Origin of the sequence: Ureibacillus suwonensis (assembly GCF_042655065.1) — a bacterium.
GTDB classification, from domain to species: domain Bacteria; phylum Bacillota; class Bacilli; order Bacillales_A; family Planococcaceae; genus Ureibacillus; species Ureibacillus suwonensis.
Window position 1 is genome coordinate 1 of sequence record NZ_JBHSNQ010000049.1, and the last position, 13,259, is coordinate 13,259.

15 protein-coding genes are annotated in these 13,259 nt (G+C 40.6%); 11 read left to right on the forward strand and 4 right to left on the reverse strand.

What is annotated here, in order from left to right:
• Positions 1-262, forward strand: a 262-nt coding sequence (locus ACFPOH_RS06345; protein WP_390309078.1) for a hypothetical protein, incomplete at its 5' end; no start/stop codon positions are given.
• Positions 263-496: 234 nt separating this feature from the next.
• Here ACFPOH_RS06345 and ACFPOH_RS06350 read toward each other — a convergent pair.
• Complete coding sequence (locus tag ACFPOH_RS06350; RefSeq protein ID WP_342471275.1) at positions 497-1,051, reverse strand: DJ-1/PfpI family protein; 555 nt, start codon at positions 1,049-1,051, stop codon at positions 497-499.
• Between the two features lie 251 nt (positions 1,052-1,302).
• On the opposite strand from ACFPOH_RS06350, the gene ACFPOH_RS06355 reads away from it, so the two are divergent.
• Entirely contained in the window at positions 1,303-1,896 is a 594-nt protein-coding gene (locus ACFPOH_RS06355) for a PepSY domain-containing protein (RefSeq protein WP_342581614.1), read from the forward strand.
• Positions 1,897-1,975: 79 nt separating this feature from the next.
• Here the strand turns inward: ACFPOH_RS06355 and ACFPOH_RS06360 are convergent, their stop codons facing one another.
• Both ACFPOH_RS06360 and ACFPOH_RS06365 read right to left on the reverse strand, forming a co-directional pair.
• Positions 1,976-2,752 (reverse strand): IclR family transcriptional regulator, encoded by a 777-nt coding sequence (locus ACFPOH_RS06360; RefSeq protein WP_342581613.1) that lies wholly within the window; start codon positions 2,750-2,752, stop codon positions 1,976-1,978.
• Complete coding sequence (locus ACFPOH_RS06365) at positions 2,733-3,521, reverse strand: IclR family transcriptional regulator (protein ID WP_342469020.1); 789 nt, start codon at positions 3,519-3,521, stop codon at positions 2,733-2,735. Before ACFPOH_RS06365 ends, ACFPOH_RS06360 begins: the two co-directional genes overlap by 20 nt.
• Positions 3,522-3,703: 182 nt before the next feature.
• Between ACFPOH_RS06365 and ACFPOH_RS06370 the strand changes: the two genes are divergently transcribed.
• From ACFPOH_RS06370 to ACFPOH_RS06400, 7 genes are all read left to right on the forward strand, one after another.
• A complete protein-coding gene (locus ACFPOH_RS06370; RefSeq protein WP_390309079.1) occupies positions 3,704-4,024 on the forward strand; it encodes a phenylacetate--CoA ligase family protein in 321 nt (106 codons plus the stop codon).
• Between the two features lie 21 nt (positions 4,025-4,045).
• Complete coding sequence (locus ACFPOH_RS06375; protein WP_390309081.1) at positions 4,046-5,002, forward strand: phenylacetate--CoA ligase family protein; 957 nt, start codon at positions 4,046-4,048, stop codon at positions 5,000-5,002.
• Positions 4,986-5,393, forward strand: coding sequence for an acyl-CoA thioesterase (locus ACFPOH_RS06380; protein ID WP_342469022.1), 408 nt, complete (start codon positions 4,986-4,988; stop codon positions 5,391-5,393). The genes ACFPOH_RS06375 and ACFPOH_RS06380 overlap by 17 nt, the downstream gene beginning before the upstream one ends.
• A 5-nt stretch (positions 5,394-5,398) precedes the next feature.
• Positions 5,399-6,613 (forward strand): FAD-dependent monooxygenase, encoded by a 1,215-nt coding sequence (locus ACFPOH_RS06385; protein WP_342469023.1) that lies wholly within the window; start codon positions 5,399-5,401, stop codon positions 6,611-6,613.
• Between the two features lie 69 nt (positions 6,614-6,682).
• Positions 6,683-8,131, forward strand: a complete 1,449-nt coding sequence (locus ACFPOH_RS06390; protein ID WP_390309083.1) for an MFS transporter — start codon at positions 6,683-6,685, stop codon at positions 8,129-8,131.
• A 201-nt stretch (positions 8,132-8,332) separates the two neighbouring features.
• Entirely contained in the window at positions 8,333-9,481 is a 1,149-nt protein-coding gene (locus ACFPOH_RS06395; RefSeq protein ID WP_342581819.1) for a sensor domain-containing diguanylate cyclase, read from the forward strand.
• A 164-nt stretch (positions 9,482-9,645) separates the two neighbouring features.
• Positions 9,646-9,783, forward strand: a complete 138-nt coding sequence (locus ACFPOH_RS06400; protein WP_390309084.1) for a hypothetical protein — start codon at positions 9,646-9,648, stop codon at positions 9,781-9,783.
• Between the two features lie 891 nt (positions 9,784-10,674).
• On the opposite strand, the gene ACFPOH_RS06405 is transcribed toward ACFPOH_RS06400, so the two are convergent.
• Positions 10,675-11,709: a hypothetical protein gene (locus tag ACFPOH_RS06405; RefSeq protein WP_342469026.1), complete on the reverse strand. Its 1,035-nt coding sequence runs from the start codon at positions 11,707-11,709 to the stop codon at positions 10,675-10,677.
• A 243-nt stretch (positions 11,710-11,952) separates the two neighbouring features.
• On the opposite strand from ACFPOH_RS06405, the gene ACFPOH_RS06410 reads away from it, so the two are divergent.
• Together ACFPOH_RS06410 and ACFPOH_RS06415 are read left to right on the forward strand one after the other, a co-directional pair.
• Complete coding sequence (locus tag ACFPOH_RS06410) at positions 11,953-12,453, forward strand: hypothetical protein (protein ID WP_342581611.1); 501 nt, start codon at positions 11,953-11,955, stop codon at positions 12,451-12,453.
• Positions 12,454-12,594: 141 nt separating this feature from the next.
• Positions 12,595-13,044 carry a hypothetical protein gene (locus ACFPOH_RS06415; protein ID WP_342469028.1) on the forward strand — a complete coding sequence of 150 codons (450 nt, stop codon included), beginning with the start codon at positions 12,595-12,597 and terminating at the stop codon, positions 13,042-13,044.
• The last annotated feature ends 215 nt before the right edge of the window (positions 13,045-13,259 follow it).

The following is a 13,259-nucleotide window of genomic DNA, read 5'->3' on the forward strand; positions in this document are numbered from 1 at the left end:
CTCGGAGCTCAATCCTTCGCTCCTGCGGGGTCTCGAGAGGGCTCGTCGCAGGAAAGCTTTTGCTTTGCGACTAAGCGTGCGCGACAGGAGCACTCGCCCCGTCACTCCAATCAATTTTTTACAAAAAATCTTTTTGCAGCTCGTTCACTTTATTAGTTATGTCCCAGCCTCATTAAAAAAGGAAGAATGCATCCTTTGCAATCTCTTAAAATATAAACAGGATGAGCGCGGTAGCAGCTATGCCTGCATAAAACCAGAATGAATTCTCCTTCATGCAATCAGTAAATTTTTTCATTTCATCCCCTCCCTTTAGCATAATTATATTCAAGAGTTAATATTATTTCATAATAGAGCCCTGTCCTTTTTCAATCTGATATGAATATATAAAAATTCGGGGTGATTCTTGTAAGATTCGAGAGGGAGAGATAATTTTTTCATAGTATATGGGGAATCGAAATATAAAACCCATCCAATTCAAAATTGGATGGGGGCATTTTTAGCCTTCCAATAACTTAATAAATTCTCTCATCAACCCTGGCAAATCAGGCCAAGCGTGACCGCTTACGAGATTTTGATCTACATGGAGGTTTTTATCGACATACGTACCGCCCGCCGCTTTCACTTCCGGTTTACATGCGATATAAGCTGTCAATTCGCGGCCTTTAATCACTTCCGGAATGGTCGCGAAAATTTGTGCGGCATGGCAAACAGCGGCAATCGGTTTTCCGGCTTCAAAGAAATGTTTGACAATGGATGGCACAGATTCGTTCAATCGGATGTACTCCGGTGCGCGGCCGCCTGGAATAATAAGGCCATCATATTCTTCCGGTTTGATGTTTTCAAATGCCTCATGCGCTTCCAAACCATATGCGGGACGTTCAATGTACGTATCGACGCCATCGACAAAATCATGGACAACCGTTTGCAGTTTTTTTGCGGAAGGTGCCGCAATGGTTACATCAAAGCCCGCTTCAAGACAACGATAATAAGGATAATACACCTCAAGCGCTTCTACAGCATCACCAGCAAGAATCAACACTTTTTTGCTCAACATTACCGCCTCCTATCAAACTATGGAATTATTTATAAAATTCACTATCAAACTTAAAAATCCTTCTATCCATAAAAAAATGGGCCGACTTTTTCCCCGTTTGGCAAATTGCCATGTCCACATCCTGTTGGAAGGGCAGGAAAAACATGTGCAGATGGCAAAGAAATTAATGATGAATCAATAGCCGCAGGTATTCTTTTTAAAAAAAGTGCCAATTATATTAAATGGAAACACTAAAGGAGGTCATATCCATGATAAAAAAATTAATGATGGCAGGGCTTACCCTCATGTTGCTGTCTGCTTGCGGCACAGACACATCAAATGAAAATGATAATGCGATGAATGAAACAGACACAACAACCAATGTCCAAACCAGCACAACGGCGGACACGAATGCAAACGGAGACGTAGATGTGACGAATCCGGCTGTTTCGATGAAAGAGGCAATTGACACATTCTTGGCGAAATATCCGGATGCGAAAATCGAATCCATTGAATTGGATGCCGATTTTGGAAATTTGCGTTATGAGATCGACGGTTTTGATTCTGCAAAAGAATACGATGTAGTAATTGATGCGTCCACAAAAGAAATGAAAGTGGAAGAAGTTGAAGCAAATCATGACAGAGATGAAGCTCTGGATCTTTCAAATATTATTGAGCCGGGAGAAGCCATTGAAAAAGCTTCTGCAAAAGAGGAAGTCAATGGTTTTACCCCTGTCGGTTGGTCTCTTGAGGTGGATGATGGCAGAACACGCTATTCCATCGAATTTAAAAAGGGCCTTTCTGAAATCGATATAAAAGTTGATGCGAAGACGGGTGAAATTATAGAAGTGGATGCAGATTAGCGAGATGAGAGCAGCACCTTCCCGGATATTGAAGGTGCTGCTTTTCTTTTTCCGTCCTGCGCATGATTTCATCTACCTACTAATCATAGTAACCATATATTTTTGAAATCTCTTTTGCTGTATCTTTAATGGCAACGATCAATTTCTCTTCAATCGTCGGGGTTATACAATCATTTTTTGAAATCACCGCAAGTGATAAAAAGATTTCACCGGTATAATCCCGGATTGGGGCGGCATAACCGGAATAACCAACTGCGTACGTATCCTTCATCATCGCAAAACCCTGGGAACGGACTTTGATGAGTTCATCCCGCAGTTCATCCGGATCGGTCAACGTGTAAGGGGTATGTTGTTTCAATGGTTTCGATAAAATATAGTCAATGATTTGCCGGTTTTTGTATGCCAAAATGGCCATTCCTTCCGCTGTACAGTGGATATCATTTTGCCGGCCGGTTCTGGTTATAAGCTTCATCGGAATGTTTCCCGTTTCTCTCATCAAATAGGTGACTTTTTGTTGCTCCATCATGCAAATGTGAATGGGCAAGTTGAATTTTTTTACAAATTGCTGCAGCAGCGGCCGCGCATCATCGAAAAAATCAATGTGATACTTCACAATTCCTCCAAGAGCTAAAATGGAAAATCCTAATTTATACTTTCCCGTTTTCCGGTCTTGGATCAAAAATCCTTCTTCCACCATTTCTTTTAACAGGCGATGAACAGAGGATTTCGGAAGCTCCATCAATTGGGAAATTTCAGTGACCGAAAGCTCTTGCCTCCGGTTTTTAAACAATTTTAAAATCTGTAACGCTTTTTTGACCGATTGAACAAAATATTTTTCATCCAATGTATGTTTCATGAATCAACGGCTCCTTCGAATGTTGGATCATGCATGATATTTCTTTGCTTGTTTCTTTCACCAGCTGGGTGATTTTCGAAAGTTGCGGCTTCATGCGTGCATGCAATCCCGCTATGCTGATGGAAGCCAAAACTTCCCCATCCTTGTTAAAAATAGGCGCACCAACAGCAAGGACGTCTTCCACCATTTCCCGTTCGCTGATAAAGTATCCTTTTGCCCGTCCATCTTCCAAGCGTTTCAACAATTGTTCGATGGAAGAGATGGAATACTTTGTGGGGCGTTCGAATCCGTCCGCATACCATTCACGGATGGTTTGTTCATCCACATAAGCAAGCAAAGCAAGCCCCGATGCCGTGCAATGGGCAGGATTCCGCTTTCCGATATGAGATTGCAAATGGATCCGGTATTGATTATCTTCTTTTTTTAAATAGATCACTTCTTTTCTTTGCAATACGGCAATATGGGAAGATTCCCCGGTTTCCTCCGTACATTTTTTCAAATACCTCGTCATTTCTTTCAATGGGTAAAACCCCTCTAACATGATATTGGCCAAATATAAAACGGAAAGTCCCAAATGGTATGTATTGGAACGGGTATTTTGCACGATAAATCCTTCGCTCTCCAATGTTTGAAGCAAACGGCAGGCGGTGCTTTTTGAAATGCCGTTATTGGCAGCGAATTCGTCAAGCGTCAGTTCGGTGTGATCAACGGAAAACGTTTTTAAAATCCGCAAAGCATTCTTCAAAGAACTGTTGGAAGTTCTCATCATTCATTTCCCCTTTATTCCGGTTTAATAAAAAATATGCATGAAACATTAAAATTTTTCAAATAAGAGAAATTTTAGCAATTATTTTTTTGCATGTTCCGCATAGCGGAATATGATTCTTCTATATTCAATATTTTCAAACTATTATCACTATTACAATAGTTTTTTGCTAAAGGGGGATCGCGATGGCAATCCATCAAGTCTATGAAACGAAAGTGGGTTTGAGAGATTATCAATTTCAACGGCTCAATGAATTGTTGTTATTTGTTGGCCGGTTTAATGGTTTTTATAAAGAGAAATTGGATGGCATTCATTTACCCATAAAAAATTTTGAAGATTTAAAGCGCTTACCATTTACAACGAAAAAGGAACTCGCGCAAGATCAAATCGATTATCCGCCATTTGGACGGAACCACACCTATCCAACGGAAAATTATATCCGTTACCATCAGACTTCCGGAACTACCGGAAGGCCTTTGAAAATATTGGATACCCGAAAAAGTTAGGAATGGTGGACGAACTGTTGGGTGGAAGTGTTAAAAAGTGCGGGAGTGACCCAGTTTGACCGATGCTATTTGGCCTTTTCCTTTGGACCGTTCATCGGCTTTTGGGCGGCTTATGATGGCATCCAGAAATTAGGTGCGCTCGCCATTCCCGGTGGTTCAATGTCTTCGGAGGAGCGCTTAAATAGCATGATCCAAAATCATGCAACCGTTTTATTATGTACACCAAGTTATGCGTTGCACCTTGCGGAAGTGGCGGAGAAGGTAGGGATCGATATGAAAAACTCCAGCATCCAAAAAATCATTTCCGCAGGGGAGCCGGGGGGATCCATTCCGTCCGTCCGTCAACAAATCGAAAATTTATTTGGCGCCAAATTATATGACCATGTGGGAATGACCGAGATGGGCGCATATGGGTATTCCTGTCAAAAACGAAATGGCATTCATGTAAATGAAAAAGAATTCATTGTTGAAATCATCAATCCTGACACATTGGAACATGTAAAGCCTGGAGAAAAAGGGGAACTTGTCCTGACAAATTTAGGGCGATACGGTTATCCGATGATTCGATACAGAACGGGAGATGTCGTGATCTATCAAAAGGAACCTTGTGTTTGCGGCAACCCGCATCTGTTTTTGCCTGGCGGTATTGTGGGCCGGGCCGATGATATGGTCGTCATTCGGGGAATGAATATTTATCCGACTTCGATTGAGGCAATAATTCGGGAATTCCCTGAAATTAAAGAATTCCGGATCGTTTACTATACAGAACGGGAAATGGACCAAGTGAAAGTGCTGATTGAAGGTCCGGAAAATGCCGTTGAGCCGCTCGCAAGACTGTTGCGCGTCAGAATTGGACTGAGAATTGAAGTGGAGCGGGTGGAAAATAATCATTTAACCCGCTTTGAAATGAAGGCAAAACGGGTGATTGACCAAAGGGAATCGAAAGTCAGGGGAAATGTCAATGGAATATCAATTTAAAATCCAGTTTGGTGATACGGATGCGGCCGGCATTGTTTACTATCCGAATTATTATCGGTATATGGACAATGCGACCCATGCATTTTTTGAACAAATCGGTTTTCCAACTCAAGAATTATTGGAAAAGCGTTACTCAATTCCACTGCTTGAAGCTCATTGCAATTTTTTTGCACCAGGCTATTTTCATCGGATCATTACCGTGACAACGAAAGTGGAGGAACTTCGGGAAAAGGTATTCAAATTGGCCCATCAATTTAAAGATGGGGAAACCGTCATCGCACAAGGTTATGAGGTGCGTGCCTGGGTTTCTCTGAAAGGGGAAAAGCCAAAAGCTCAACCGATACCGGAAGAGCTTAAACATAAATTACAGCAATATCAAATAGGAGGGTAAAAAATATGACAAATGAAAGAGATGTATTGGTGATCGGTGCAGGTCCGGTAGGGATGACTGCAGCTCTTGCATTGCACAACTTAGGGTTGAAGGCGACGATTTTGGAAGCGGAAAAGGAAGGAAGGGTGCGTCCGGGAAGCCGCGCGATTTATATTCATAAGGCAACCCTTGAATTTCTGGAACAAATTTCACCGGGGTTGGGCAAAAAGCTTGCGGACATAGGAATCGTATGGCAAGTGAAAAGGACTTTTTACAAAGGGGAAGAAGTGTATAAACGGGTGTACGAGCCACCTAAACCAAATACAATTCCCGCTTTTACAAGTTTGCATCAACACGAAATTGAAAAAGCGATGTATCAGGCATGTATTGAAGCGGGAGTGGAGTTTGTTTGGGATGAAAAAGTGACGAATGTGAAAACTTCCGAAGAGGGCGTAACCGTCGAAACGGAAAAGGGAGAATGGAAAACTAAATACGTCATCGCTTGTGATGGAGCCCGGTCGGTTGTGAGAAATTCGGTCGGCATCAAATTTGAAGGGCCGAGAAAGTCCGATGCATTCGTCGTGGTTGATGTGGCGGAAGATGAAAAAAATCCGTTGCCGATTGAACGGGTATTCCACTATCAACATCCAAATGTTGATGGAAGAAATGTGCTGTATGTTCCATTCAGAGGAGGTTGGCGAATCGACCTTCAATTATTTGAAGAAGATGACCGGGAATATTATGGTTCAGAAGCCGGAGTCCGCGAATGGCTTCCAAAAGTGATGGATCCAAAATATGCAGACCGTATTACGTGGATTTCAACATATACCTTCTATCAAGTAGTGGCGGAAACATATACCGATCAGCATAACCGGGTGATTTTGGCGGGTGAGGCGGCACATCTCTTTGCACCATTTGGGGCGCGCGGCTTGAATTCCGGGGTGCCGGATGCGATTGTCGCGGCGAAAGGCATCCAAAAAGCGCTTGAAGTGGAGTCCAATGAAGAGGAGCGCAAAAAACATATTCAAGCGGCAGCCGATGAGCGGTTAAAAGCAGGCCGTTGGAACCGGCATTGTTCCAACCTCGCCCTGGAACATATCCAAGGAACAAACGAAGACATCAAATTACGGAGAGAGATTGCCGCATTTTTGGCACCACATATTCCAAGTCTCGGAAGATGGCTGGATGAAGGTCCATTCGGGCCACGAACAGGGCATCCGGAGTTAGCGACAAAATATTAATTCGATGGTTGGAAGGAAGGGAATCGGGACCTTCCTTCCCATTTTCTTTTCAAACAAAGGGGGAAAATAATGTATACAAAACCGTATAAGCGAGTATGGGGAATGCTGTTTTTAGGTTGGGTCTTCGCATATTTTGATCGCACGATTACTGGTCCGGTCGTTTCTTGGATGATTGCCAATGATGTCGCTTTGATAGCGGAATCTTCAAATCCGTATGCTCTCGGCGGATTGCTCGGCAGTTTATTTTTTGCAGGGTATATGTTGACCCAATTTCCAGGCGGTTATTTTGGGGATCGATACGGCCACCGGAATATGGTCATCCTGAGTATACTGTGGGCTGGAATTACAACCTTTTTTACGGGCCTTTTAGAAGGATTGTTCGTATTTGTTGCATTGCGCATTTTGACAGGATTAGGTGAAGGGGCGTTTTATTCGAATGACCGTTCACTGATTGCCCAAGTGACTCCTCCGAAAAAGGTGGGGCTTGGCATGGGCATTGTCATGGGCGGCCTATCTGTAGGTTTGACCCTTGGATTGGTTGGAACGATTTATTTAATTGAATGGGCTGCACCGTTTTTGGGAACGGATGCTTGGAAATCACCATTCTTAATTTTAGGGGCCCTTACGATATTGTTTGGATTGATTATGCTGAAAGGGATTCCAAACAATATCGACGAAAAATCGAAACCGGGTGGATTGATAAAGTCGGTCAAAGGATTGGGAAGTTATTCCCTGCTCTTTTTGGCCATTATTTTAACGGTTTTTATTGTGACGAATAATCTGGGATTATCCGAAGGAATGATGGCGGCCATTTTTACGGTATTCTCCATTTTATTTGTCGTCTATATTTATCAGTCCAAGAAAGAAGTGCGTCCTGTACTAAAAAATCGGAATTTGTTTTTACTTTATCTATCAGCGATTCCCATCATGTGGCATTTATGGTTTTACAGTTTCTGGTCCGTTTCCATCGTACAGGAATTTGGAGGAGGGACGCTCCTTACTGCTGCCCTCGTCGCATCATTTAATGCCATTGCCGGCTTAATCGGTTTCCCATTAGGCGGATTGATTTCGGATAGAGTGTCCCATTCGGAAAATGGGCGCCGCAATGTCTTACTGGTTTTAACTGTATTTTTTGCATTATCCGTTTTCCTGTTCGCTTTTTATTTAATGAGCGGTGCTTCCAATTTGGTCGTTATGTCCCTCATCTTGTTCATTTCAGGCATTTTGTTTTTTGCCGTACAATCGATTCAACATGCTTTTGTCTCCGATTTGGCGCCGGTTGAACATCGCGGATCCGCTTTTGGTTTGTGGAATTTAATTGCGGAATTTGGCGCATTACTTTCCCCGGTTGTGTCAGGGGTGTTGAGAGATTCTACGAATGGCTGGAGCGCGCCGCTGTTGTTGGACGGCACTTTAGTCGCTGCAAGCTGTGTTTGTATTTTATTCATCGTCCAAAAAACAGGCAGCAAAGAAAAAATGGAAAAGCCGAGGACCAAAGAAGTAAGTATGACCCCATAAAATTTTTTACTTAATCGCAAAAGATTTTATTATTTTAAAATAATAACCCTTTAGGAAAAGGGTTATTTTTGTTTATTGTAAATATTTGCAGTTATGTGATTTATATCATATAAATGGTAGATTGTTTGTACTATAATAAAAAAATATATATCATTATTGATAATTTAAAAATTAAATAAAGGACGAATGTATGTGGATATCATGAAGCAGGATATAAGCAGAGAACTTTTCATGGAGATTGATCAACTTCACACCATCACAAACATTAGTGAAAATTGTTCCGACTTATTAGGGTATGAACAAGATGAAATGATTGGTTCCAACTTTTATCAATATACAGTCGATTTTCATGAAAACCTTCTTCAATTCAGAGGAATAATTGAAATCCAACTGCGTGGGAAAAAGGGAAATGTCCGCACCTTTGATGTATTCGTTGTTCCTGATGCAATTGGAGGGGCTAAAATGTCACTCATTGACATTACGAAATATAAACAGATTGAAGAATCAGAAAAACGGTTTCGAATGATATTGGAAAATACGGATGATGTCGTTTATATGTATCAAATCCTTCCGGAAAGAAAATTTTTATATGTCAACAGTGCCATGGAGCGGGAAACAGGATATTCTTTGGAAGATTTTTACCACGATCCTGACCTTCCATTTAAAATCGTGCACCCTGAAGACCTGCATGTCCAATTAAAAAAAATAACCGGCACCACCAATTTCAGTGAACCGTTTCAAGCAAGATATATGAAAAAAAACGGCCAATATATTTGGTGTGAAGACCGGGTCATCCCTTTTTATAATCATAAGGGGAAGTTGGAAAAGATTGCCGGATTTAGCCGGGATGTTTCCGATCGGATAGCGCTTGAAAAGAAGCTGAAGGAACTCAGTTTTTACGATAGTTTAACCAGTCTCTTTAACCGGAATTATTATGAAAAACAGGAGGAAAAATTAAATACGAGGGATGACAGGCCCATCGGTATTATTATTTGCGATTTGGATAATTTGAAACATATTAATGATTCGCTTGGTCATACATATGGTGATAAATTGTTGATACAAATGGGGAATTTATTGAAAAATTCGCTTCAATCCGAAACCGTTGCCAGATACGGCGGGGACGAGTTTGTCATTTTAATCGAAAATACAACCGAGAGCAATGTGAAAACCATATTTACAAAAATCCGTAAAACCATTGATGAATATAACCGGACCCATGTGAATTTGCCGATTGAATTGTCGATGGGATGGGCGTTTTCACCCCATTCAATTGGTTACATGAAAAAAACTTTCAAAGAAGCCGACAGAATGATGTATGCTGAAAAATATAAAAAGAAAAGGATTTAATGGCCCGTATGGATAACAATCGAAAGTAATCAAAGCATGCATTTTATGAAGGTTGAAGCGGCGATTCCCCATTCTTTTTTTGTCAATTAATGAAGATGTGCCTAGATAGTGGCATTAGCATTTTCACTGAAGTTGTACAAACTAAGACAACGGAGGTGAAAATGATGAAAAGAAAACATAAAATGAACTTTAACAAAGGAAGCCAAAAGGAAAATCGTAGAAAAAGGGCGGAAGAATTGGCGAGAGAATTTGACCACCATGTCGCCAATATCCGAAACCGTAAAACCAATGACAAATCATAAAATTTGATGAAAGATCCAATTGAATGATGCTCCCCATCAGGAAAGGGAACATGTTCCTGAATGGGGATTTCCCCATTTTTTGCAGACTGTACTTTTATGATAGACAGGCTGTGGAAAAAAACTGGTTGAGATAAAAACGATCGAATAGTCAATTGCCGGTTGGAACCGGATGCGCGGGTGATGCAATTGACGCCATTGGTGGGGATAGGAAAATTGGAAGGGCTGAAAGTAATAATAAATGGGCTTTGATTGAATGAATCAGTGATTATTTTACTATAAGATACTTGTGGATAAAATATTGCGAAAATTTCTTACTAAGTCCTTAGTATGAGAAGGTTTTGTCAGAAAAATCGTTAATTATGTTTTCAGTATTTTCATTATCAAAAAATTGATAGATAATTTAGGTATAGCGTAAAGAATATTTTTTTCAGCAACAATTGTCCCGGATGATTTCATTAATTACTATACCAACGTTGACAATGTTTTCTAAAAAACTTGATTAAATAATAACTCGTATTCGCCATCTAATATTTTTGAAGGGCAACAATCCGGTTGCCACTTTTCTTTCCGGTATTTCTTAAACGATGAATGTAATCATTGTTTGCTGAAGGAAGTATTCTTTACCTATTGACCTCTACCTTAATTGTAAAAAATAACTTTTTCAGTAGAGAGAAAGGGGACTGTCCGGAAAGTAATAATTTTCATGGCAGCCCTCACTTCTGATATTTTTTTAAGATTTTTGCTCCCGCGGTGGCCGCATCAAAGGCTCCACCCATGTCCAATGTATTTTCAGCGATTGTAATAGATTTATCTGTGGCTAACCACGCGCAACAGCCACAAGGGGGCGGGTCGACCCAAATGTTTTTTCAGACGCCCCCTTGAGATGACACGTCAAAAAAACAAAGACAGCTGTTCTTCCTCTTGATTGGCCTCATCATTTTCTTCCATTTCCAATTCGATGTTGAATAGATCATCATTCGGTTTGAATATGCAATCGGTCACACCCAATTTTTCAACTAAAATTAAATGGCCTTTTTCCGTTTGTTCGAGAAAATACTGAAGAATAGATGGCAAAATTCTTGGTCTTTTATGTATGCCTGCGGATAGGGTGCCATCTTGGCCGAAGTAATCGATTAATATATGGCAGATTTCAACGGTGCTGTGGATTCCATTTAGCACCAGCTGATAAGCGATCATTTCTTTCGTTGCATTGGGCGGAAGTGAACGGCGCACCCGCTCCACTATTTCTTCCAATTTTTTTCTTTCTTGTTCCAATTGTTCAAGCATATGATTTTTTTCTTCGATGAAAGCCTTCATTAACGCCTCTTCTTGCGCTTTCCGCATCTCTTTTTCCATTTTTCTCAGTTTCCGATATAAACGCTCGATTTGCCGATCCAACAAAGGAACATTTGCATGGATGTGCGCCTGGATATCTTCAGGCAAATCCATCCCGTGGAAGGTGGTTTCCAGTAATTCATAACCATAGCGGTTTTCTTTTATTTTGATCAGCAATTCATCCATTTCCAAATTGATGAGAGAAAAATCTTTAATAAGATCTCTTAAAATGTCTTTGTCGATGCTTAAAAATTGCATGAAATGTTCTTCGCCATAATCGATGGTTTTTCCGGTGATTTCATGTTTCACTGTAAAAATGCGTCTCAATTTTCTATTGCAGGCGCATCTTCCAAGGTAGTTGCCTTTGCCGTGATCAATGTAATGATCGAGAATCCAATGGCTGGCGTCTTTTTCAATTTCCTCCAGTGAAATATCTTGTGAACGGACGAGCGTCACTTTTTTCTCTGCCATCAGATTAAAAAACTTTGTGCGAAAACCTTGTTTGACATGTTTCATTAGGAAATCAAGCTGTTCTTGGGTTGCATAAGGGTATAGGGATTCGCGTTCTTCTTTCGTCAATGGTGGTTTCATTTGTACCGTCACCTTTCTGATCATCTAAATCGATCATATAGAGTCCATCGGATTGTGTCAAATTGCGGCGGAAAGGTTTACGTACAGATGAAGAGTAAATATTTGTTTTATTGGGATACTGAGAATGAAATGAATCGTTGATATAAAAAAATTTTACAAATAAAAGGAAATTAATCTTTAAACGAGAAACATATATAACAATATCATGATGGAAAGTTCAATTGCAGGAGAGGGTGTTGAAAATTGAAAAAGAAAATGATTGCATTAATCGTTTCGTTGTTGCTTTTTCTCATTCTTTTTTTTGCAGGGTATCTTTATTACATGCTCCATTCGGATATGGAGGTCCGCACGGAAATCAGGCCGATCGATGACGAAACTTACCAAACATTGGGGGCATTGGAATATGTGGACCATCCGGAACAAAAAAATTTCCGGAACCTGCTTTTTACATTTAAATTTAAATATTCGGACGGGGTAGAAAATATTCAAACGGAATTGACCGAGCCGTTCAGCCAACTGTTGACTACGGATGTATATTGGTCGGGCGAAGGTTTTGAATATGATGATACAAAGCGAAAGGAATATACGGCAAAACAGGAAATCGTCCTTTATATGGGGGAAATTTCTGAAGATGAACTGATTGATTTGTTGAATGAAGGCATGTTTATTGTGACATGGACGGAAGATGGAAAGGAGAAACGCAAAGAATTTAAGATTGGAGAAACGGCCATATTCATCCAATGAGTTGAAAAGATCGGCGCATCTGAACCAACCTAATGAGTTTTCACAGAGTTTTAACTTTTCCATTCTACAATTTTGTTTGAAGGTGGTATAAACTAAAATAGGCATGATCAGTACGATAATTACTACAAAAGGATGATCGCATTGAAAAAATTACTGCTTGTTGCGCTAATATTTGTGGTTTTGGCGGGAGGATTCTTCATCTATTTGAAGTCGGCGCCCCCTTTGACTACCGGTGACATTGAAATCGGCGAAAATCATGATTCGGTTGTTATCGAATTAGGGAACAAAGGCTTTAGAGATTTAAAAGTGGACAGTGTACAAATAAATAATCATGCAGTTCCGAAAGATGCGAAAATTCAAGTGGGCAAATCTTTGAAAGATTTTGCAGCGGCCGTAGATGAAGATCCGGAAGCGGGGGAAGATGCCGAATTAAAAGAGATTGATGAGGTTTCCATTCCAAAAGGTACAAATCCAGGGGAATCATCAACCAAATACAGCCTTAAAGTAAGCCATGATGAAGATATTCACAATGTACATATCCGATATCGATATTTTGGCATTTTGTTCAGCGAAACAGTTGTTTTAAATTAATCAGAGGCTGTGAAAATTTAAAAGGGGCTGGGACGTGACCTGGCTTCAAGATGGAAAAAGAAGAATTTGAGTCATTTCAAATTCTTCTTTTTGTGCGCCCGGCATGTACATGAACTATAGGGTGTAAGTCCCGAACCCCGAAGACAGAAGTAGAGGTTAGCTCAACGAAAGGGTGTCCGTGGTGACGCGGAATCTGAAGGAAGCTGGAGGCAAAA

Coding starts and splice junctions, on each gene's coding strand:
- ACFPOH_RS06355 (WP_342581614.1), top strand. CDS start 1,303: ATGATAAAAAAATTAATGATGGCAGGGCTTACCCTCATGTTGCTGTCT.
- ACFPOH_RS06395 (WP_342581819.1), top strand. CDS start 8,333: ATGAAGCAGGATATAAGCAGAGAACTTTTCATGGAGATTGATCAACTT.
- ACFPOH_RS06400 (WP_390309084.1), top strand. CDS start 9,646: ATGAAAAGAAAACATAAAATGAACTTTAACAAAGGAAGCCAAAAGGAA.
- ACFPOH_RS06390 (WP_390309083.1), top strand. CDS start 6,683: ATGTATACAAAACCGTATAAGCGAGTATGGGGAATGCTGTTTTTAGGT.
- ACFPOH_RS06385 (WP_342469023.1), top strand. CDS start 5,399: ATGACAAATGAAAGAGATGTATTGGTGATCGGTGCAGGTCCGGTAGGG.
- ACFPOH_RS06405 (WP_342469026.1), bottom strand. CDS start 11,709: ATGAAACCACCATTGACGAAAGAAGAACGCGAATCCCTATACCCTTAT.
- ACFPOH_RS06370 (WP_390309079.1), top strand. CDS start 3,704: ATGGCAATCCATCAAGTCTATGAAACGAAAGTGGGTTTGAGAGATTAT.
- ACFPOH_RS06365 (WP_342469020.1), bottom strand. CDS start 3,521: ATGATGAGAACTTCCAACAGTTCTTTGAAGAATGCTTTGCGGATTTTA.
- ACFPOH_RS06360 (WP_342581613.1), bottom strand. CDS start 2,752: ATGAAACATACATTGGATGAAAAATATTTTGTTCAATCGGTCAAAAAA.
- ACFPOH_RS06380 (WP_342469022.1), top strand. CDS start 4,986: ATGGAATATCAATTTAAAATCCAGTTTGGTGATACGGATGCGGCCGGC.